The organism is Prevotella amnii DSM 23384 = JCM 14753, from assembly GCF_000378745.1.
GTDB classification, from domain to species: Bacteria; Bacteroidota; Bacteroidia; order Bacteroidales; family Bacteroidaceae; genus Prevotella; species Prevotella amnii.
Window position 1 is genome coordinate 40349 of record NZ_KB905273.1, and the last position, 23043, is coordinate 63391.

The 23043-nt window shown below is 34.1% G+C and carries 15 protein-coding genes; 7 read left to right on the forward strand and 8 right to left on the reverse strand.

Features of this window, described 5'->3' with window-relative positions:
* Nucleotides 1–150 precede the first annotated feature (150 nt).
* From F596_RS0104720 to F596_RS0104745, 6 genes are all read left to right on the forward strand, one after another.
* Nucleotides 151–2406, forward strand: a complete 2256-nt coding sequence (locus tag F596_RS0104720) for a polyribonucleotide nucleotidyltransferase (protein WP_019036047.1) — start codon at nt 151–153, stop codon at nt 2404–2406.
* A gap of 189 nt (nt 2407–2595) precedes the next feature.
* The gene (locus tag F596_RS0104725; protein ID WP_008447187.1) at nt 2596–3060 is read left to right on the forward strand and encodes a copper resistance protein NlpE N-terminal domain-containing protein; all 465 of its coding nucleotides are present in this window, start codon (nt 2596–2598) and stop codon (nt 3058–3060) included.
* A gap of 178 nt (nt 3061–3238) precedes the next feature.
* Nucleotides 3239–4465 (forward strand): nucleoside recognition domain-containing protein, encoded by a 1227-nt coding sequence (locus tag F596_RS0104730; protein ID WP_019036048.1) that lies wholly within the window; start codon nt 3239–3241, stop codon nt 4463–4465.
* Nucleotides 4466–4504: 39 nt separating this feature from the next.
* Nucleotides 4505–5965 carry a lipopolysaccharide biosynthesis protein gene (locus F596_RS0104735; RefSeq protein WP_019036049.1) on the forward strand — a complete coding sequence of 487 codons (1461 nt, stop codon included), beginning with the start codon at nt 4505–4507 and terminating at the stop codon, nt 5963–5965.
* 25 nt (nt 5966–5990) lie between these two features.
* Nucleotides 5991–8111, forward strand: coding sequence for a S46 family peptidase (locus tag F596_RS0104740; protein ID WP_024992633.1), 2121 nt, complete (start codon nt 5991–5993; stop codon nt 8109–8111).
* Nucleotides 8112–8352: 241 nt separating this feature from the next.
* The gene (locus F596_RS0104745; RefSeq protein ID WP_019036051.1) at nt 8353–9699 is read left to right on the forward strand and encodes a DegT/DnrJ/EryC1/StrS family aminotransferase; all 1347 of its coding nucleotides are present in this window, start codon (nt 8353–8355) and stop codon (nt 9697–9699) included.
* 105 nt (nt 9700–9804) lie between these two features.
* On the opposite strand, the gene F596_RS0104750 is transcribed toward F596_RS0104745, so the two are convergent.
* Entirely contained in the window at nt 9805–11466 is a 1662-nt protein-coding gene (locus F596_RS0104750) for a nucleoside kinase (RefSeq protein ID WP_019036052.1), read from the reverse strand.
* A gap of 162 nt (nt 11467–11628) precedes the next feature.
* On the opposite strand from F596_RS0104750, the gene F596_RS0104755 reads away from it, so the two are divergent.
* The gene (locus F596_RS0104755; RefSeq protein ID WP_008447237.1) at nt 11629–13341 is read left to right on the forward strand and encodes a Na/Pi cotransporter family protein; all 1713 of its coding nucleotides are present in this window, start codon (nt 11629–11631) and stop codon (nt 13339–13341) included.
* A 249-nt stretch (nt 13342–13590) separates the two neighbouring features.
* Here the strand turns inward: F596_RS0104755 and F596_RS0104760 are convergent, their stop codons facing one another.
* The 7 genes from F596_RS0104760 to F596_RS0104790 all read right to left on the reverse strand — a co-directional run bounded on the left by F596_RS0104760 (nt 13591) and on the right by F596_RS0104790 (nt 22983).
* Entirely contained in the window at nt 13591–15495 is a 1905-nt protein-coding gene (locus tag F596_RS0104760) for a 4-hydroxy-3-methylbut-2-en-1-yl diphosphate synthase (RefSeq protein ID WP_024992632.1), read from the reverse strand.
* On the reverse strand, nt 15495–16001 hold the full coding sequence (purE, locus tag F596_RS0104765; protein ID WP_008447374.1) for a 5-(carboxyamino)imidazole ribonucleotide mutase: 507 nt from the start codon (nt 15999–16001) through the stop codon (nt 15495–15497). Before purE ends, F596_RS0104760 begins: the two co-directional genes overlap by 1 nt.
* A 40-nt stretch (nt 16002–16041) precedes the next feature.
* Complete coding sequence (locus F596_RS0104770; protein ID WP_008447326.1) at nt 16042–16659, reverse strand: membrane protein; 618 nt, start codon at nt 16657–16659, stop codon at nt 16042–16044.
* Nucleotides 16659–18170 carry an RNA polymerase factor sigma-54 gene (gene rpoN / locus F596_RS0104775; protein WP_019036054.1) on the reverse strand — a complete coding sequence of 504 codons (1512 nt, stop codon included), beginning with the start codon at nt 18168–18170 and terminating at the stop codon, nt 16659–16661. Before rpoN ends, F596_RS0104770 begins: the two co-directional genes overlap by 1 nt.
* Nucleotides 18171–18306: 136 nt before the next feature.
* Entirely contained in the window at nt 18307–20829 is a 2523-nt protein-coding gene (locus tag F596_RS0104780) for an outer membrane beta-barrel protein (RefSeq protein ID WP_019036055.1), read from the reverse strand.
* Nucleotides 20830–20987: 158 nt separating this feature from the next.
* Entirely contained in the window at nt 20988–21962 is a 975-nt protein-coding gene (locus tag F596_RS0104785) for a phosphatase PAP2 family protein (RefSeq protein WP_019036056.1), read from the reverse strand.
* Nucleotides 21963–21984: 22 nt separating this feature from the next.
* Nucleotides 21985–22983, reverse strand: a complete 999-nt coding sequence (locus tag F596_RS0104790) for an NAD-dependent epimerase/dehydratase family protein (RefSeq protein WP_019036057.1) — start codon at nt 22981–22983, stop codon at nt 21985–21987.
* Nucleotides 22984–23043: the final 60 nt, after the last annotated feature.

The window sequence follows — 23043 nt, forward strand, 5'->3', positions numbered from 1 at the left end:
TTTACATATATAATAGGTATATTTGCACGATTAATTTTTATAGCTTGATAAGTTGTAAGGTTGGGTTATATGGCATTTCTGCCTATTGTCTTTATCCTTATAACCCTTCAGAGATATTGGTCAAAACGATAAGATTTTTTTAAGATTTAGATGAACGTAATTACGAAAACAATTCAATTAGCAGATGGTAGAACCATCTCTATTGAGACTGGAAAGGTTGCAAAACAAGCCGACGGTGCAGCCATGTTGCGTATGGGCAACACTGTATTGTTGGCAACGGTTTGTGCAGCTAAAGAGGCAGTTCCAGGTACTGATTTTATGCCTTTACAAGTAGATTATCGCGAGCAGTATTCTGCCGCAGGTCGTTTTCCTGGTGGTTTCACCAAGAGAGAGGGTAAGGCTAATGATGATGAAATTTTAACTTCGCGCTTGGTGGACCGCGTTCTTCGTCCACTATTTCCATCCGATTACCATACAGAGGTATATGTACAGATAATGTTATTATCAGCAGATGGTGTTGATCAGCCTGATGCTTTAGCTGGTTTTGCAGCTTCTGCAGCTCTTGCAGCTTCTACCATTCCTATTGAATATCCTATTTCCGAAGTACGAGTAGCACGTATTAAGGGTGAATATATTATCAATCCTACATTTGACCAGATGAAAGAAGCCGATATGGATATCATGGTAGGTGCAACAAAAGATAATATTATGATGGTAGAAGGCGAGATGGACGAGGTATCTGAGCAGGAGCTTATTGGGGCATTAAAAGCTGCTCATGAAGCCATTAAGCCTATGTGTGAGCTTCAGGAAGAGCTGTCTAAGGAATGTGGCACTGATGTTAAGCGTGAATATTGCGACGAGGTAAACGACGATGAGCTTCGTGAGCAAGTTCGCAAAGAGACATATAATGCTTGCTATGCTCAAGCACAGAGTGGTGATGACGACAAACATCATCGCGAAGAGGTATATAGCCAGATTAAGGCAGACTTTATTGAGAAATATGATGCTGCCCATGAAGATCTCACAGCTGATGAGTTAGCCGAAAAGCATGAAATGATAGAACGTTATTATGCTGATGTAGAGCGTGATACTATGCGTCGTAGTGTGCTTGATACAGGTAAGCGTATGGACGGTAGAGCTACCGATGAGATTCGTCATATATGGTGTGAGGTAGATGCTTTGCCTATGCCTCATGGTAGTGCTATTTTCCAACGTGGCGAAACAATGTCGCTTTCCACTTGCACCTTAGGTACTAAAATGGACGAAAAAATGGTAGATAATGTTTTAGAAAAGAGTTATCAACGCTTTTTACTTCATTACAATTTTCCTCCTTTCTCTACAGGTGAAGCTAAGGCGCAACGTGGTGTAGGTAGGCGTGAGATAGGTCATGGACACTTGGCATGGCGTGCTTTGAAAAACCAGATTCCTACAGATTTCCCATATACGGTACGCTTAGTAAGTCAGATTTTAGAATCTAATGGCTCTTCATCTATGGCTACTGTATGTGCAGGCACTTTGGCTTTATTCGATGCAGGTGTACCTATGAAAAAGCCAGTATCAGGTATAGCTATGGGATTAATTAAAAATCCTGGTGAGGATAAGTATGCTATTCTAAGCGATATTCTTGGTGATGAGGATCACTTAGGCGACATGGATTTTAAGACAACAGGCACAAGAGATGGTATTACAGCTACCCAGATGGATATTAAGTGTGATGGTTTGTCGTATGAAATTTTAGAAAAGGCATTGATGCAAGCTAAGGCAGGTCGTGAATATATTCTCGGAAAGATGATGGAAACGATGCCTGCTCCCCGTTCAGAAATGAAACCACAAGTACCACGCATCGAGCAACTCTTTATCCCTAAAGAGTTTATCGGAGCTATTATTGGGCCTGGAGGTAAAATTATTCAGCAGATGCAGGAAGATACAGGTGCAACTATCACTATAGAAGAGATTGATAATCAGGGTAAGATTTCCATTTCAGCACCAAACAAAGAGTCTATTGATGCTGCCTTAAGCAAGATTAAATCTATTGTTGCCGTTCCTGAAATAGGTGAGGTTTATGAAGGGGTTGTTCGCTCTATCATGCCATATGGCTGCTTTGTAGAAATCATGCCTGGCAAAGATGGCTTATTACATATTTCAGAAATCGACTGGAAGCGTCTTGAAACAGTGGAAGAAGCTGGCATCAAAGAAGGCGATAAGATAAAGGTAAAATTATTAGAGATAGATCAAAAGACTGGTAAATATAAGCTTTCGCATAGAGTGCTTTTAGAGAAACCAGAAGGTTATGTAGAGCCTCAACGTCGTCCTCGTGGCGATCGTCGTCCTCGTCGTGATGGCGATTATAGGGGTGAAGATCGTCGTCCTCGTCGTGAAAACAACTATGATACTGTAAGCGATTAATATAAGTTATTAACGATTATATATAATCATATATATTATAGCCCTTATTGTTAATTATCTACAATAAGGGCTGTTTTTTGTTCTACCTTGATAATATATTATTTTTTTTTACTTATATTTGCGCCTGTTTAAAGGGGGTTATTTCTCTTTTAATGAATAAAATATTATGTAAATTTAAAGAACAGTTTTATGAAGAAAGTATTATTTATTATGGCTATATGCACAGCAATGGTAGCTTGTAAGAATGGTAAGACAACATCTAATGCAACATCATCTGATTCTACTGCAAAAGATAGTACCCTAACAGCAGCAGATTCTGTAGTATTTGAGGGTATGACACCAGCTGCCGATTGTGCAGGCGTTAAATATCATTTATCTTTAGCTACCGACTCTACTAACGGTTTCTCTGCCACAGAAAGTTATATGGAGAGCGATACTAAAGCTAAGTCTACCCAGAACTACCATGGCAAGTATGATGTTGTAAAAAAGAAAGTAAATGGTAAGGAAAATACTTACTACACCTTTGAGCTTGGCAAGGGTAATAAAGTAAATTTCTTAGTATCTAACGATTCTACACTTCGTATGGTAAATGCCGACTTTGAAGAGGCTGTTGCAACAAAAGGACTGAGCTACGATCTAAAAATGAAGAAGTAAATAATATATAGTTATTTATTAATATTTTTAATAATTATGAGGCTTACTCTAACGGGTAAGCCTTTATTGTTATATTACTTTCACTTATTATATGTGGAATAACTATAAAAAAATGTGTACTTTTGTTGCTGATTTTTATAATTAGCTACAATTATGTATTGTTGCAAAAAATAGCATTATGGTTCTTAACTATATTTGGATAGCATTTTTCCTCATTGCATTTATCTTTGGGATAATCTCTCTTCTACTTGGTGATGCTACAATCTTTGAGAAAATAGTCGGTGCTACTTTCGATTCTTCGAAGACAGGCTTTGAAATTTCTCTTGGTTTAACAGGCGTTTTAGCCTTGTGGCTGGGTATTATGAAAATAGGTGAACAAGCTGGTATCGTTAATGTCTTGGCACGAATACTAAGCCCATTTTTTTCTAAACTCTTCCCTGACATTCCAAAGAATCACCCTGTCATGGGTTCTATTTTTCTTAATATAGCCTCTAATATGTTAGGTTTGGATAATGCCGCAACACCAACAGGGCTTAAAGCAATGGCTCAGATGCAAGAACTTAACCCAAAGAAAGACACTGCCACCAATTCTATGATAATGTTTCTGGTGCTAAACACCTCTGGGCTTACCATTATACCTACCACCATACTTGCTTTTCGTAGTACTTATGGAGCATCTCAGCCCACAGATGTGTTTATCCCTATCCTTTTAGCTACTACTGTTGCTACCGTTGCTGGTATTATTTTTACTGCCCTTTGGCAACGTATCAACTTATTACAACCCACACTTTTATTTGGCTTAGCATGCTTGATAGGGTTTGTAGGGTTTGTTATCTGGGGCTTTGGCAAGATGGATAAAGATACTATGGCGTCTGTAACGTCAATAACTTCTAATCTTATTTTAATGTCCGTCATAGTACTCTTCATTATAGCAGGTCTAATAAAAAAGATTAATGTATATGACGCCTTTATAGAGGGAGCTAAAGAAGGTTTTCATACTGCAGTACGAATAATTCCATACCTAATAGCTATACTTGTTGCCGTAGGTGTGTTTCGTGCATCAGGAGCTATGGACGTACTTATAAAAGCTGTAAAATATATAGTAGAAATGTGCGGTATAAACGCCGATTTTGTAGGAGCTTTACCAACAGCACTTATGAAACCTCTATCAGGGAGTGGTGCTCGTGGACTTATGGTAGAAGCTATGAAGACCTATGGGGCTGATTCTTTTATAGGACGACTATCATGCGTCTTCCAAGGTTCTACAGATACTACTTTCTATATCTTAGCTGTATACTTTGGCAGTGTCAGCATAAAATATACTCGGCATGCTGTTGCTTGTGGCTTACTTGCCGATATTTTGGGTGTTATCGCTGCAATTATCGTATGCTACCTCTTCTTTTAAAATAGACGTTTTTTATAATTATATAATAAGTACAAAACAATGGCAAACTTAAAATCATTAGCAAAAGATACGGCAATTTATGGTGTTAGTAGTATCGTTGGACGATTTCTTAATTATCTTTTAGTGCCTCTTTACACTGCTAAGATTAGTGCTGAAAGCGGAGGATATGGTGTTATTACTAATATATATGCCTACACAAGCGTACTATTAGTAATACTTACATATGGTATGGAAACTACCTTCTTTCGTTATGCTAATAAGACTGACGAAAATTCTAAACAGATATACGCTACCACATTATCAATGGTAGGAATATCATCTTTACTTTTTATTATTATTATATTTGCTTTTCTTAGTCCTATATCTCACTTTATGGGGTACGCAGAACACCCCTCGTTTGTATGGGTTATGTTTGTTACTGTAGCCATAGATGCTTTTCAATGTATTCCTTTTGCTTACCTGAGATATAAGAAAAGACCATTAAAGTTTGCCGGACTAAAACTCCTTTTTATAGCACTTAACATAGTTTTAAACCTAACTTATTATCTTTTCCTTGGCGGGCACGATGTAGGATATGCTTTCTATATCAATTTGTTTTGCACTGCATCAATAACGCTTTTCTTTTGGAAAGAGCTTAAAGAAGGATTCTTCTCAGGAGTTAAACTATTAGATATAAAGCTCATCAAAAAGATGTTGAGCTATTCATGGCCTATACTTGTCTTAGGTATTGCGGGTATGATGAATCAGAATGCAGGACCAATACTTTTCCCTAAATTATATCATGCTGCTGATGCACATAAGCAATTAGGTATTTTTGGAGCTTCTGTAAAGATAGCAATGATTATGTCTATGATAATGCAGGCTTTCAGATATGCTTACGAACCATTTGTCTTTGGTAAAGCTAAAGACAAGGATAGCAAACAAACCTATGGACAAGCTATGAAATATTATATCATATTTACCCTCTTAGCTTTCTTGGTAGTAATGGGATACATGAATATTTTACAGCATCTTATTGCTAAAGACTATCGTGAAGGATTAAAGGTTGTACCTATTGTAATGATGGGAAGTATTATGACGGGAGCTTTCTTTAATCTTAGTTTTTGGTATAAACTTATAGATAAAACTATTTGGGGGGTATACCTTTCTGGTATAGGGTGTATCGTTATTATTAGCATAAACATTATTTTTGTACCTAAATATGGATATATGGCATGCGCATGGGCAGGACTTACTGGTAACGCCGTTGCTATGATCTTATCATATATATCAGGACAGAAATATTATCCCATAAACTATCCTCTAAAAAGTATTTTTACTTATTTTGTAATTGCGTTAATTTTCTTTACAGGAATAACCTATTCTAATGAGTTTTTATCAGCACCTTTTGCCTTTATAGCTAATACAATAATAATATTATTGTTTATAGCACATATCATGTACCATGATATGCCTAAAGGAGCTATACAAAAAATTAAACATAAATTCCACCTTTTTTAAATCAATAAAATTAATTAAAGTGTATATGAAAAAATTATTCTTACTCGTCGCAGGATTGTTATCTTTAGGCAGTGTACATGCTGATGAAGGTATGTGGACACTCTACAACCTGCCTCAACCAGTTTTCCAGGCTATGCAAAGCGAAGGCTTTACATTACCACAGAACATGATATATGGTGCACCTAACGCCATTAGTAACAATGTAGTCAATTTCTCTGGATTCTGCTCTGGCGTAGTTGTTTCTCCAGATGGACTGGTACTTACTAATCATCACTGTGGTTTTAGTGCTATAAACGCACACTCTACAGTAGAACACGACTATATGATAGATGGTTTTTATGCTAAAGATTTTAGTGAAGAGCTGCCTAATGAAAATATGTTTGTATCTTTTATGAAAAATCAAGAAGATATTACAAGTAAGGTAAACAGCTTAACCTCTGGCAAAAACATTAAAAAGTTAGACGCTATTATAGATTCTCTTACAAATGTAATGACCGACTCTGTAAAAAAAATAGATAAAAGCCTACATGTTGGAATAGATCCTTTTTATGAAGGAAATAAGTTTTTTGCTACCACATATCAGGTGTTTAACGACCTACGTTTAGTATTTACTGTTCCAAAGAGTATGGGTAAATTTGGCGGCGAAACAGACAACTGGATGTGGCCTCGACAAACTTGCGACTTCTCAGTATTCCGCATCTATGCCGACCCTAAGACTAATGGTCCTGCTAAATATTCAAAGGATAATGTGCCTTATCATCCTTCAAGCTGGGCACCTGTTAGTATGCAAGGATACCAAGACAAGTCTTTTGCTATGACAGTAGGTTACCCTGGCTCTACTAATAGATACCTATCTTCGTATGGTATACAGCAACGCAGAGATATAGAAAATGCTGCTCGCATTTACTCTCGTAATATTAAGTTGGCTATAATGAAAAAGTATATGGACGCTGATGAAAACACACGCATTCAATACGAAGATAAATATGTTGGTTCTGCTAACTACTGGAAAAACTCTATGGGTATGAATAAGTGTATAGATTCCATAGGTCTTATTCGCCAAAAACTACAATATGAAGAAAAAATACAAAAGTGGTTAAAAGATAAGAAAACACAAGATGAAGCTACCAATGTCGATTTTGCTAAGCTATCACAGCTTTATACTAAGGTAGCTGCACCTGCTAAGGCTTATATATATTGGTTAGAATCGTTTTGGAGAACATCTGAGTTTTTCATACGTGCTACTAATATCTACCGTGAAAAAGGTATGAAACATATTGGTACAAAGGGAACAAAAGACTTTTATTATTTCTTTAATGATAATTCCAAAGAATGGAATATAAATCTCGATAAAGAGATGACAGCAGCTATGCTGAAGAATTATGCTGACCAAGTACCTGGCGAATATCAACCAAAATTCTTAAAAGATATAAAGATAAAATTTGGTGACGACTACAAGAAATACACCGAATGGTTATATAAAAAATCAAAGTTAATGATAGAGGGTACCAAGTTTTACCCTAACAGCAAGATGTTAAAGAAAGACCCTGGATATATTGTAGGAAAACAACTGTTTGATATGTTCCGTAAGATTAATATCCAAGTGGGAAGCGATAAAGAAGCTATCGCACTTCAAGAAAAGAAACTTTGCCAAGCAAAGGTAGAAATGGAAATGGATATGCCACACTATAGCGATGCTAACTTTACTATGCGTTTGTCTTATGGTCAGGTAGGTGGCTACCAGTTAGGTAGTTGGGATAGCAACTATTACACCACTGCAGAGAGCATTGTTGAGAAGATGAAGCGTGGCGATCAGGTAGAGGAGTACAAGACGGAGCCTATTATGATGGATCTTATGAGTAGGAAAGACTTCGGTAAATATGCTGATAAAACTACAGGAAAAATGCAGCTTTGCTTCCTTACCAATAACGATATTACTGGTGGAAACTCTGGTTCTGCTATCTTTAATGGTAAAGGTGAGGTTATAGGCTTAGCCTTTGATGGTAATTGGGATAGCCTTTCTAGCGATATTAACTTTGATCGTAATCTTGCACGTTGCATAGGTGTTGATATACGCTATGTACTCTATTTAATGGACAAATGGGGACATGCTGACAGATTACTCAAAGAAATAAATGCACAATAAAACTATATATTTAACAAATACATCATCTTTATACATAAAAAAGAAGCTAACTATATTATTAATTATGCAATTCTGCAAAACGTAAGCATTATATAGTAACAGCTATCTTTCATATAATAAAACAACCCTTATATGTAACAAAACATATAAGGGTTGTTTTATTATTAATTATCAATTCTCAAAACTTCTTTTTCTTAATTATAATTTTTACCTTTGTGAATATAAAAAACTATATGACTGTATGGATAAACGAATTTTATTGTGCTTAGCACATATGTCTGGTAATGAACAAAAGTATATTCAAGAAGCATTTGAGCAAAACTGGGTTGTGCCTTTAGGACCTAATGTTAATAAATTTGAGGCTGAACTAAAATCTTTTTTTGCATCAAAACCAAATACAAAAACTTTTATAGAAGATGGTTATCCTAAAAGTATTTTAGCACATGAAAATAATCCAGATAATTTATGGCAAGACCAATTTGATTATTTACAAGAAAAAGAAATTGTTGCTTTAGCTTCAGGAACTTCTGCTATACATTTAGCTTTAATAGCACTTGGTGTAAAGGCTGGCGATGAGGTTATATGTCAGAGTTTTACATTTTGTGCATCATCTCATCCTGTTACTTACCAAGGAGCTACTCCTGTTTTTGTCGATTCAGAAAAAGATACATGGAATATGGATCCTTGCCTTTTAGAAGACGCTATAAAAGACCGTATAAAAAAAACAGGTAAGAAGCCTAAAGCTATTATCGTTGTATATCTATATGGTATGCCTGCAAAAATTAAAGAAATACTTGATGTAGCTGAAAAATATGATATTCCCGTAATAGAAGATGCTGCAGAAGGATTAGGATCACGTTATAACAAACAATTATGTGGCACTTTTGGCAAATATGGAGTAATTAGTTTTAATGGTAACAAAATGATAACTACCTCTGGTGGTGGTGCCTTGATATGTCCTAATGATAAAGCAAAATCAGAAATAATGTATTATGCAACACAAGCAAGAGAGTCTTATCCGTATTATCAACATGTACACATTGGTTATAATTATCGCTTAAGTAATATTTGTGCAGGCATTGGTCGTGGACAGATGACTGTTTTAGATGAGCATATAGCGCATCATAAACACATTGCTCATTTATACAAAGAGGCTTTTAAAAATCTAAATGGTATCACCTTCCACGATAATATTAGTAAAAAATACGACTCTAACTTTTGGTTAAATACTATTCTTTTAGATGAACACCTCAAAGTAAAAGGAGAAGAAAATGCTTATAAAACAGTAGTAACAAGTGCTGTAGGCGGTGCTGCAGGTGTGGTCCATGTGGCTGAAGCTGCGCATACCGACTGTGAACCAAACACTAATGTTGAGGCTATGCGTATTGCTCTTGATAAAGCTAATATAGAAGTACGACCACTTTGGAAACCTATGCATAAGCAACCTGTCTATGCTTCATGCCCTTCCTATGAAAATGGTATTAGCGTTGGATTGTTTCGCTGTGGCTTATGTCTACCGAGTGGGCCATTAGTAACAGATAAAGATGTTGATTATATTGTGCAATCTATAAAAGAATCTATTATTTAGATTTCTCAAAACAAAAAAAAAATCAAAAGGACTGACACTTCTTATAAAGTATCAGTCCCTAATTTTAAAAATTTTTAAAAAGGTTTTCACCTTACAGAAATAAATCTAATACTTAAAAGAAGAACCTCCTAAAAATTCTCTAAGCAACGATGTAGGAGGCAAATTACGATTAGAAAGAGGCGAAAAGTAACTTAAAAACTTACGCAAACGATAAGCCTCTGCATACTCTTCACAGCTTTCAGGTACCTGCTCTAATATCATTATAGCCTGCTGCTTAATAACAGCTAACTCAAAAAGCATTGCTGTATTAAACATTACATCGGCTTCTTCTTGGTAAGGAAATATCCATTTATTCTCACCAGCTCGTACGGAAGGCCAACGATGAATAGTATCTTTAGCTGAACAACCACGATACTTATAATCGCGTACTATTCGGCGAAGCAAACGATTATCAGTAGTTGGAATATAGTTATGATCATCTAAAAGAATAGTAGTAAGGGCAGAAGCATAAATCTTAAATTTCTTTTCAGAAGGTATATTCTCTGTAAGCTTTGGGTTAAGAGCATGAATACCTTCTACTATAAGAATATTATTATCATACATCTTTATACGTTTTCCGCTTTTTTCGCTAATACCTGTTTGAAAATTATACTTAGGTAACTCCACTTCTTCACCACTAAAAAGAGCATTAAACTGCTCATTAATAAGATTAATATTAAGAGAATAAAGACTTTCATAGTCTTCTTCTCCATTTTCATCTTTTGGTGTATCGATGCGATTAACAAAATAATCATCTAAAGATATTTGAATAGGTTTTATTCCACAAGCTAATAATTGTATAGAAAGACGTTTGCAAAAAGTAGTCTTCCCACTTGAAGAAGGTCCTGCTATAAGTACTACTTTGAGCTTATCATTAATAGAAATACTGTCAGCTATATGCGAAATCTTTTTCTCTTGCAATGCTTCACTAACATTAACAAGATCAGTAGCTAACCCTTTTGATACTGCATCATTAAAATCACCCACAGTACTAATACCTATAATATTCTGCCATCGATGATGTTCCTTAAAGACTTCAAACATTTTATCTTGTTTTACTATTTCACCTAATGTTGATGGATCTTTTACAGATGGTATACGTAATAACACACCATCATAATAAAGCTCTAATCCAAAGAGAGTAATTTCCTTCGTTTTAGTAAGCATAGAACCATAATAATAATCGATATAATCATCGAGAACATAAAACACAGAATAAAGAGATGTACTACTTTTTAACAACTTTACCTTTGCCTCGTCACCCAACTTAGCAAACATATCTATAGCCTCTTCTGTAGTAGACTCAAAACGCTGAATAGGTAAATCAGCCTCTATTATCTGACTCATACGGTTACGTATCTTATAAACATCTTCCTCTTCTACCTTATGCCCTAAGTTAAGATTGCAGTAATAACCATTTGATATAGGAATATCTATAATCACTTCACTTCCTGGATATAAATCGTGAACAGCTTTACAAAGTACCATAAATAGAGAGCGTGTATAAGTACGTATACCAGATGGAGTATTAAGACCTAAATATTCTACATCTTTATTTTGGTAAACACAGAAATGAAGCCCTTCTACCTTATTGTTAACACGAGCACTTACAGGACCATAAGGAATATTCAAACCTGTCAAAGAATATATGTCTTCCAAAGTACTACCTCTTTTTGCTAAAATAATTTTATTGTTATTTTTACACCGTATTTTTATTTTCTGTTCCATAACTTATAATATTTAGTTTTGTATTGACCATGTAAAGTTAGGCTTTTTATTGATATTATCTATCAAATAACATAAAAGATATATATATATTTTGCTAAAAGTAATATGTTTTTGTAAATTTGCAGATACAAAAATGAATTATATACATATCATTGTTGTTACATGAACACAAATGACTACATAATTATTACCATAAAGCTGCTTGGTGCATTAGCACTACTAATATATGGTATGAAAGTAATGAGTGAAGCTTTACAAAAGCTTGCAGGTTCACAACTACGCCACATTCTTGGGGCAATGACTACCAATCGATTTACAGGTATGCTTACAGGTACATTTGTTACAGCGGCAGTACAATCATCTACAGCCACAACTGTAATGACGGTAAGTTTTGTTAATGCAGGGCTACTCACTCTATCACAGTCTATTTCTGTCATTATGGGAGCCAATATAGGCACAACACTTACGGCATGGATTATGTCTGTTGGGTTTAAAATAAATTTAGAAATAGCTGTTTTCGTAGCTTTTTTCATTGGTATTATCCTTATTTATAACAAAAAACGTCGATATATAGGAGATTTACTTTTCGGTTTAGCTTTTTTGTTTTTTGCAGTAGTTCTATTAAGTCAGGCAGGTAACGAATTAGATTTATCACACAATCCTGCAGCCGTACATTTCTTTTCTTCATTCGATCCTACAAATCACTTTAACATTGTAATGTTTCTCCTTATAGGTTCGCTAATCACTTGTATGATACATAGTTCTGCTGCTGTAATGGCTATTACTCTACTATTATGCTCTACAGGTGTACTACCTATTTACTTTGGTGTAGCTTTAGTAATGGGTGAAAATATTGGTACCACTATAACAGCTAATCTCGCTGCTCTTGCTGCTAATACACAAGCACGCAGAGCTGCCTTTGCTCACTTTATGTTCAATTTAATAGGGGTTATATGGATAATGTGCATTTTTTATCCTTTTGTAGATTTTGTATGCAACCTCGTTGGTTATGATACTCATGCAAAAAATCTTACCCAAGAACAAATAGCAAAACTATTACCTATAGCTTTGGCAATGTTTCATACCTGTTTTAATATTTGTAATACATCTATTCTTATTTGGTTTATACCACAGTTTGAAAAAATAGTATGTATGCTTGTTAAAAATAAAACAAATAAAGAAGATGATGAGTTTCGTTTACGTTTCATACAAGTTGGCATTATGAAGACTCCTGAACTATCAGTATTAGAAGCTTCAAAAGAAATACAATCATTTTCTGAACGCATTCATCGTATGTTTTGTATGGTACGTGAACTTATTAATACACGTGAAGAAGAACCTTTTACAAAATTATTTAATAGAATAGAAAAGTATGAAAGCATTTCAGATAACATGGAAGTGGAAATTGCAAAATACTTAGACCAAGTAAGTGATTCACATCTTAGTGATGATACTAAAGAAAAAGTACGCGATATGCTACGTGAAATAAGCGAAATAGAAAGTATTGGCGATTCTTGTTATAACTTAGCACGCACTATCAAGCGTAAGCGTGGATATAAGAATGAACACTTTACAGAAGATCAATACAATAATATAGAGCAAATGTTTAAACTTACCGATGAAGCTCTTTCACAAATGGATAAAGTGCTTATTAAGCGTAATAATGACTATCTAAATCGTTCTTTTACTATAGAAAACGAAATAAACAAATTTCGCAATCAGTTACGTGATCAAAACATTAATGATATAAATACTCGCAAATATACTTACGTTATTGGAACTATGTATATGGACTTAATACAAGAATGTGAAAAGCTTGGCGACTATATTATAAATGTTGTAGAAGCTCGTATGCATGTCAAACAAGAATTATAAAACTTTATTTGACTGTAATATTTTAGCATAACAAATGGGAAAATATTAGACACTTACATTATTATAAATAAATATCTTTTGTCTAATATTATCCCATTCTTAATAAAGTAATAGATGTATTATCATACACATAGTTATAATAAGGATAATGTTACCCCTAATTAACTTATATAGAAAAATAGAGACTTAACCATGATTATGATAAAATAAAATATCAAATAAACAAGAAACCATATAAAACTTTTACTATTATCTACTTACTTGATCTTGATTTATCAAATTCAATAAACGCTCTACAGCCTCATCTTCAGGAATATTTCTCTCTACACACTCCTGTTTTCTATAAAGACTAACCTTATTTGGACCTGCCCCAACATAACCATAATCAGCATCTGCCATTTCGCCTGGACCATTCACAATACAACCCATTATACCTATCTTCAACCCTTTCATACCCTTAGTAGCCTCCTTAATCCTTGCTATTGTAGTACGCAGATCATACAAAGTTCTTCCACAACCTGGACAAGATATATATTCTGTTTTAACCATACGAAGTCTACCTGCTTGCAAAATACTAAAAGCTGTTTGCTCTACATCATCTTGAGGTATATCACCTTTATTCATCAACCAAACTCCATCTACCAATCCATCTATCATCAATGCGCCCATATCTGCGGCAGCTTCAATCTGAAATTTCTCTTTTGCAGATATCCCTTCACAACATTTCTCATTAATAAAATGCTCATACATCTGTGAAAATATTATAGGATTAGTTAAACCTTCATTCATAAGCTGATGAGCAAAAGCACGCTGATCACCTAACCTATTTTGATGAGTTGTCATACAAACTACAACTACTTCTGGATGATAACGCAAGCAAGCAAAAAACTCATCTGTAGGAGTACCATATTTTAATACCAAAAACTTAATTGGTGCTTGTATCAAGCCAATAAATACTTGCCCCATCACAGGAAAAATTGGATATATATTACTATTAGGCATCTTACCTGTATTAACAAGATCTATATATACATTATAATCTATGATGTATTTCTGTTTATCATCTAACTCTTCTGGTAGCTTCCCTTGTATATAAATATAGTCGGGAATAGGCATACCATTTATTCTTATTTGTTGCACTGCATTATCAGTACTACGCGTAGCTATTACAACAGGAACATTATCTCCTCCAACGTTGACTGCTGCAACTGTCTTTCGACGAGTAGGATTTAAATAATCAAAATTTTTATTAACCTCTGCAGGTATCATTATATGTTTCTCGTGCCTACGAAGATACCATGATAGATGGTTTGCCACAGGAATTTCCTTTTCTGGTTCTTCGCTTAATGATACACGAATAGTATCACCTATACCATCTGCAAGCAAAGCACCTATGCCAACAGCACTCTTTATACGCCCATCTTCACCTTCTCCTGCTTCTGTAACTCCCAAATGAAGCGGATAATGCATATTTTCTTTATCCATTTCAGCTACCAATAAACGTACAGAAAGCACCATAACAACTGTATTTGATGACTTTATAGATATAACAACATCATTAAAATCATATTTACGAAAGATGCGTAAAAACTCCATACAGCTCTCCACTATACCAGCAGGTGTATCACCATAACGATTACGAATACGATCAGATAGGCTTCCATGATTAACCCCAATACGTACAGCAGTTTTATTCTCTTTACATATTTTGATAAAAGGTACTAAACGGTCTTCTATCTTCTGCAACTCTTGTGCATATTCTTCATCAGTATATTCTAACTTCTTAAAAGTACGTGCAGGGTCAACATAATTACCTGGATTTATACGTACTTTTGCCGTTGTTATAGCAGCAACATCAGCTACATTTGCATTAAAATGTACATCGGCACAAAGAGGAGTATCAAACCCTTCAGCTCGAAGTATTTCATTAATGTTTTTAAGATTTTCAGCTTCGCGCTTTCCTTGTGTTGTAAGACGCACAAGGTCGCCACCAGCCTTTATAATACGTTTACATTGTTCTACACTTGCAATAGTATCATCTGTAGAAGTGGTTGTCATCGACTGTATTCTTACAGGGTTATCACCACCTATATTAAGATTACCTACATGAGTTACAGTTGATTTTCTTCGTTCGTAATTAAATAAATCTATCATTAACATTTAAATTTATAATCCTGAATCTCTGCCAATTCTTTATTGGCTTTCTCTATTTTTTCACCTAAAGAAAGTTTCCATAATTCTAACTTTCGAGCTATTTCTTCATTTCCCAGAGCAATCATTTCTGCAGCAAGTATTGCTGCATTTTGAGCTCCATTTATCCCAACTGTAGCTACAGGAATGCCTGGAGGCATCTGTATAATAGAAAGCATGGCATCTAATCCATCTAACATTCCTTTAATAGGTACCCCTATAACGGGTAAAGTAGTAGAAGCAGCTATAACACCTGGCAAAGCAGCTGCCATACCTGCTGCTGCTATAATAACCTTTATACCACGCTCCTTAGCTCTTTTAGCAAAATTCTCAACAGCTGCAGGTGTACGATGAGCTGAAAGAGCATTTACCTCAAAAGGTATTTCTTGCTGTTCTAACCACTTACAAGCTTTTTCCATTACAGGTAAATCGCTTGTTGATCCCATGATAATACTAATAATTGGTTTCATTTTATGTTTCTATTAATTGGTATTTATATTGTAACCTATTTTAAAAAAAGATTATTACAAAATAAGAACTTACAAGACCGATAAAATAACCTATTGATACTTGTTCTATAGTATGCTGTCTAAGTATTATACGACTTGATCCTACTAATCCTGAAAGTATAATAACAAGGCATAACCACCATACAGGATTAAAATTGAATAAAAAAGAAAATCCTATTAAAGCCCCTGTTACTCCTCCTATAGCTGCTGTATGTGTAGATATTTTCCACCATACATTAATAATAGCACATAATATTTGTATTACTAATGCTGCTTCAGGAATAGACACGATAAGATGAGGAAGGTGAAGCCAGTCCATTATATACAAACAAACAAAATAGCTCATAATGGATATAACATAAGGAATCATACGCCTTTCACGATGCCCCAACTGAAATAAAGTCCAGCCATGATACTGTCTATAAAAATGTATAAGAATAGATGGTATAAGAACTGTAAATGCATACGTTAACAAAACAAGCGATAGTTTAGCTTGCCATGGAAACATATTTAGATAGCTAAAAATAAATATAGCAAGAACTCCTACCACTGAAAGATAAAATGGTGTCAAGATCATACTTATTATTCTTGCTGTTAAAATAATAGTTTTGTTATTCATCATTCTCTACGTAAACGTGCTACAGGAAGTCCTAATTGCTCACGATATTTTGCCACTGTTCGGCGAGCTATAGGATAACCTTTATCTTTTAATACTTTAGCAAGATTATCATCACTAAGAGGTTTTGTCTTATTTTCCTTTTCTATTATTTCTTTAAGAAATAGCTTTATCTTACGTGTAGACATTTCTTCTCCTCTTTCAGTAGTATAACTATCCGTGAAAAAAAATCTTAAAGGAAAAGTTCCCCACCTTGTTTGAGCATACTTTATATTACTAACACGGGATATCGTACTTATATCTAATCCTGTACGATCTGCTACATCTTTGAGTATCATAGGTTTTAGCTCCGCCTCATCTCCATCTTGAAAAAACTTTTGCTGTATATCTATAATAGCCCTCATGGTTACCATTAAAGTATGACGGCGCTGTTTTATAGCTTCTATATATCCTTGTGCTTTCTCTACTTTCTCTCGTGCATAAAGTAATGCCTCTTTCTGTTGGCGAGTCATACTTGCCTTATTCTCTTTATAAGCTGCTACCATGTCATTAAAAGCAGGAGATACATACAATTCGGGGATATTACCATGATTAAGCGAAAAAGTAACCTTTCCATCATCTTCTGTATCTATAATAAAGTCCGGAGTGATCTGCTGCACGTTTCTACCCATTGTTTCTCCCATAGAAGCACCTGGTTTTGGGTTAAGTTTTCTAATTTCTTTCTGAATTGTATCTATCTGCAAATCGTTAAGTGTTAATGCTGTTTTTATCTTGTTCCAATGTTTTTTTGTAAAGGCTGTAAAGTAATTGGATATAATTTTTCTAATGTTTTGATAAAGCTTACTATCCTTTTTCCACTCACCATTCTCTACCTTTCTGTCTATCTGTAATAACAAACATTCTTGTAATGAACGTGCACCAATACCTGCAGGATCAAAATCTTGTATTATTTTAAGACATTCTTCTATCTTTGGCACTGTAATATCTATACCTTGATAGATAGCTAATTCATCGCTGATAGTATCAAGACTCTTACGCAATAATCCGTCATCATCTAAACTACCTATAAGATATTCCACTACCTCACGTTGTTCATTGTCTAACTCTCGCTCACCTAATTGCTCTTTAAGCTTATCAATAAACGAAATAGTATCGCCATAAACTATCTCTTCATAATCGGCGTTATTACGTTGTACACTTCCATCATATATAGGAAGGTCATCATCTGATTGCATTCGCTCAAGAGCTGTGTCAAGAGCTTCTTGTCGTTCTTCTCGCTCATTTTGAATATCAAAATCGTCAACAGAATTATCCAAACGCTCAGTAGTATCATTAAAATCTATTTCAGAATTGCCCGATTCTAAAGCAGGATTATCATCTAACTCAGCATTCACACTTTGCTCAAGCTCTGTAAGTGGCATCTCCAACAACTTCACCTGTAGCATCTGTTGTTGTGATAATCGTTGCACTTGTAACTGTTTCTGTACCTGTATCTGTACTTGTTCTTGAGCCATACTTTACCTTAATGAGTTATTTATAGGCAAAGTTACGCCTTTTATTAATAATTGCCAAATAATAAATAAAAGAAGACAGAGCTATTACTCTGTCTTCAAAATATATATATCCACAGTTTTATAAACTATATTACAATTACATTCCTACTTTATTTCCGATACCCATGCCAGGTGCTTCTGATCTGTTAATTTCTTTATTATAATCATTATTTATTTTACTTTTGTGATCTATAAATTGTCGTTTAGTATTACCAAAATTCCATTTTATTGTTAATCCTACATTTTGTATAGATATATTTGTAATCATTTTTTGTGAGAAACTATTATTATAGGTATTTACTTTATAGCGTAAACGGCCTGTAAGAGGTGTAAAATAGCTAAGCGTAATGTTCAATCTGTCTTTAAATAAATTCTTTGTTAAGCTCATAGCTATCATACTAAATGCCCCATTATCACCTTCCAATGAATAACTTTTAAAATTAGCACCTCCAAATAAGCTACTCTCTATCTTCCAAGGCAAGGTCTGTTGTACACCCATAAATAGCTTACCACCCCAACCATAATTATGCTCGGATAATACATTCGACCTAAAGTCATAATAAGATACCTCTGGAATCATAAAAACACGTGTCTTTGTAGACAATGAATAATTAATAAACGAATTCATACTCAATCCTTTCTTACATACTATGTTACCATAAGTAGATATAAGTATATTATCTTCTTCAGATTTAAGTATATTATCTATAAAATTAGATTTAAATTTTTTATCTTTTATAAAATTACATTGTTGTATCTCATTATTAGAAATTACACCTGATAGAGTCATATTAAGCATAAATTTTGGTGTAAACGAATTGAAGACAATACTTATAGAATGTGTTTTCTCTACATCTAAGTCAGGATTACCAAATGATAAAGTACGTGGGTTTGTCCTATCAATATATGGGTTTAAAGAAGATATCATAGGTCTTGCTATGCGCATATTATAATTTAAACCTATATTTGTAGCTGCCTTTATATTATAAGTAATACTCATAGATGGAACTATATTACTATAACTCTTTTTAAAGTCCTCACCATGTCCTTTTAAAAATTTCACATTCTCCCATGTATACTCATAACGTACACCTACTTTAGAGCCAAATTTACCAAAAGAACCAGAATACTCTGCATAGCCAGCCATAATATCCTGCTTGTTTTTATAATTTGTACTATTTTTCTCATTATAAATATCTTTTCCTGAAATAATATCATAGTACTTTGAATCAGAATCATTTGTTCTATTAATATATTTCAGCCCTGTGCTTAATGTTTGTGTTTTTCCTATAGGCATAGTATAATCTAACTGCATTGTATGCTCTGCATCATAAGGTGCACTAAGAGAATATAGGTCTTTTAAAGGAAAAGGTATTGGTGTAGAGGGAGATTTATATAAACGTCGCATTTCGTTTTTAGAAGGTGTATAATTGAAAAGATAACTCAAAGTAATGCTCTTTGTACGCTCTTTATTAAAGAAACGCTGATAATCTATACTCGTATTTATTGTGTTTAATGTTGATTTTGCATCAATATCAGCTGAATATTCAAACCCTTTTCCATAACTGCCTCCACTTAACATTGTACGTTCCGGACCATAACGTTTGTCATTAAGTCTAAAAATACTTAATGTTAAACCAATGTTACTTAATGAGTCAATATCATAACCAAGATTAACATTCCCTACAGAATACCCACGCATCATCTTTCCACTCTGATCATAAAACATCTTACTGCCATCAGTCTTATTTATACGATTTGTTGTTATATTACCATCTGCTGGAAAACTCTGTAAATATGATATATTAGTATTATAAGTAAATTTGCCTTGCTGTCCACTTAAAAAAGCTGCTCCCATAAACATCAAACTATTTACTTGACCTAAAATATTACCATTATATCCATTCGTTTTTTGCTTTTTTCCATCAATATCACTCATAATAAGATTAAGTACACCTGCTGTTCCCTCTGCATCATATTTAGCTCCAGGATTAGTAATAACCTCTATTTTCTTAACAGCTGATGCAGGCATTGACTTAAATATCTGTGATGGATTACTTGAAAACATTATGTTAGGTTTACCATCTACATATACCTTAAACGAGCTTGAACCATTTACCATTATGTTATCTTGACCATCTACTACTACCATAGGTACTTTACGAAGCATATCAAGCACTGTGTTGCTCTTAGAATCGTTATCTGCTTGCACGTCGTAAGTCATCTTATCGGTCTCCATCTTAATAAGCGGTTTTTGTGCTACTACATCTACTCCTTTTAGATGTTTTGTATCATCATGTACTAAAAGAGTCCCTATATTTATATCGCCTCCTTCCTTTTTTAATATAACTTTTCTCCTTATTTCTTTTCTACCTGTAGATGAAAAACATATAATATAACTACCTATACCCTTTATAGACTGCCTAAACTTACCATTAACGTCTGTTATACTCATAGCTACTGGTTTGTCCATTTTACCTTCTTTAAACACCCTAATACTGGCATTAGGCTCACCCTGACGACTAACAGAATCTACCATTTCGCCATAAACTATAGTAGTTTGTGCCTTAATAGACAGTGTTAATATTATTAACACAACTAAAAATAAAGTTCTCTTCATACCATTAATATTTTTTTTATTTACTTTTCTCTGTTATATACTATTACTTTTTTTATATTGAACTTTATATATTAGACTAATATAAAACAATAAAAACTACATTAATAACAATATTTTTTTTAAGATTTATCTTATTATAACTAAAAAATATCTCTTTTTTATCTTCCTCTTATTATAATATCTCTTGATATCCAAAGAAAGAAAAAATAAAATATTAATGCTGAAACAAAACCTGCGAAAACATCAATAAGATAATGAGCCTGAATATATACTGTAGCGCAACATAGAAAAAAATAAAATGGAGCCATAAATATCAACAAACGTTTGCTACGTACGTGCCAAAGCAAAAGCATGCAAATGGTAGATATTCCTACATGCGAACTTGGAAAAGCTGCTGTAGGACGCTCACCTGCAGCTTTGGCATCTTCCACTAAATTGTAAAAAAATCCATTAACATAACCCGGACTTGGCAAGCACGACTGGTTATGATTAAAGTAATCGTGTACATTAGGAAACACACCTGCCATAATATTTTTAACACCTACAGCTTTATAATAAAACGTAGGACCTACTACCGGCACAAAGATAAATATAACATAATAGGTAAAAAAAGAAGCAAGAATAATAAAAACACAACGCTCAAACTCTTTATAATGCCACCCAAAATAATATAATGCTGTTAATGCTATCATAGGATAATAAGCCGCATAACCCATATCAAAAAGCTCACTAAACACAGCACCCGATAACCATTTAGAAAACAAAAGGGCAGGCTGACAACCAAATATAGACTGCTCTATACTTGCAAAAACATGATCCATATTAGGAAAACACCTATTAAGCTCATAAGTATCAGGATACCACCATACCAACAATTCTAATTGTATTACAGGACGAATAAATCGTATTAACTTACAAGGATATACACGATACACTATCCATAGGGCTAATGTAATAACTATTATACGCAAACGCCCGAAGATCATTTCATTAGGATTAGCTACTGTAGTATACATAAATAAAACCATCATAAGGGTCAATATAAGGTAAGCCATAACAACCCATTCTAAAGCCATTATACCCTTAAGAGGCTTCTTTTCTATTCTAAATAAAGATCTTATGAATTTGTGCATAGAAAAAATACTTTTTTATTATTTATAACCACTTATTAGCCTTATACCATGCTATAGTCTCTTTAACACCTTGTATAAGATCATAATTAGGACGATATCCAAGATCATTAATAGCTGGCTGTATATCACATTGCCAATTACGCTGTTTTAATATATGATATTTATCACTATTAAGAGCACTCATCTTACCTGTTATCCTACCTATTATATCTCCCAAAAAAGTAATAACGCGTAAAACAAAAATAGGTGCTGTAATGCGTATCCACCAAGGGTTACCAAGCTCCTTACGAATTATATTACTAAAGGTAACACTTTGGTATACTCTGCCATCGCTAAGGAAATATTTCTTACCATTTTTACCTTTCTTTATGGCAAGAAAAACAGCTTGTACAACATCTTTTACATACACAAAGGTAATATCTTGCTGCTGGTATCCCACTGCAAAATCGATATGTCGCTTAATACTTTTAGCCATTATAAAATAATCTTTCTCTCGCGGACCATACACGCCTGTAGGACGAAGAATAACATAAGGTATTGTCCCTGCATACTCTTTTAATAGCTCCTCTGCTGCTAACTTACTCTTACCATAATAAGTATTAGGCTCTGGTATATCAGTATCGGTTATCTCTGCATAAGGCTGTTGCTGCTTTATAGCTCCAAAAATACTTAAACTGGATATAAAAACAAATTTTTCTATTGGCATTTTAACAGAACGAATAGCCTTTATAAAATGGGCTGTTCCTTCTGCATTTATACGATAAAAATCGTTTTTATCCTGACATTTAGTGGCTCCTGCTGCATGTACTATATAATGAAACTCATGCCCACGAAGCTGCTCACAAAGCTTATCTTCCGAAGAAAAGTCAAGCTCTAAGAAATGAATACGTTTATCTTGCAAATATTTTCGTGAAGAACTGCTACGAACGGCAGCCCAAGTTTCTAATCCTTGAGACAAAGCTTCTTCTACGATAAATGATCCGATAAAGCCCGAAGCTCCTGTTATAAGTATCTTTTTCATCTTTTTTTTATATGAAACGCTTGCAAAGATACAAACTTTTTCGTTACTTTGTGATTAATT

Excerpts from the sequence above, each read along its gene's own strand:
- F596_RS0104720 (WP_019036047.1), top strand. The coding sequence starts at position 151 with ATGAACGTAATTACGAAAACAATTCAATTAGCAGATGGTAGAACCATC.
- F596_RS0104725 (WP_008447187.1), top strand. The coding sequence starts at position 2,596 with ATGAAGAAAGTATTATTTATTATGGCTATATGCACAGCAATGGTAGCT.
- F596_RS0104730 (WP_019036048.1), top strand. The coding sequence starts at position 3,239 with ATGGTTCTTAACTATATTTGGATAGCATTTTTCCTCATTGCATTTATC.
- F596_RS0104735 (WP_019036049.1), top strand. The coding sequence starts at position 4,505 with ATGGCAAACTTAAAATCATTAGCAAAAGATACGGCAATTTATGGTGTT.
- F596_RS0104740 (WP_024992633.1), top strand. The coding sequence starts at position 5,991 with ATGAAAAAATTATTCTTACTCGTCGCAGGATTGTTATCTTTAGGCAGT.
- F596_RS0104745 (WP_019036051.1), top strand. The coding sequence starts at position 8,353 with ATGGATAAACGAATTTTATTGTGCTTAGCACATATGTCTGGTAATGAA.
- F596_RS0104750 (WP_019036052.1), bottom strand. The coding sequence starts at position 11,466 with ATGGAACAGAAAATAAAAATACGGTGTAAAAATAACAATAAAATTATT.
- F596_RS0104755 (WP_008447237.1), top strand. The coding sequence starts at position 11,629 with ATGAACACAAATGACTACATAATTATTACCATAAAGCTGCTTGGTGCA.
- F596_RS0104760 (WP_024992632.1), bottom strand. The coding sequence starts at position 15,495 with ATGATAGATTTATTTAATTACGAACGAAGAAAATCAACTGTAACTCAT.
- purE (WP_008447374.1), bottom strand. The coding sequence starts at position 16,001 with ATGAAACCAATTATTAGTATTATCATGGGATCAACAAGCGATTTACCT.
- F596_RS0104770 (WP_008447326.1), bottom strand. The coding sequence starts at position 16,659 with ATGAATAACAAAACTATTATTTTAACAGCAAGAATAATAAGTATGATC.
- rpoN (WP_019036054.1), bottom strand. The coding sequence starts at position 18,170 with ATGGCTCAAGAACAAGTACAGATACAGGTACAGAAACAGTTACAAGTG.
- F596_RS0104780 (WP_019036055.1), bottom strand. The coding sequence starts at position 20,829 with ATGAAGAGAACTTTATTTTTAGTTGTGTTAATAATATTAACACTGTCT.
- F596_RS0104785 (WP_019036056.1), bottom strand. The coding sequence starts at position 21,962 with ATGCACAAATTCATAAGATCTTTATTTAGAATAGAAAAGAAGCCTCTT.
- F596_RS0104790 (WP_019036057.1), bottom strand. The coding sequence starts at position 22,983 with ATGAAAAAGATACTTATAACAGGAGCTTCGGGCTTTATCGGATCATTT.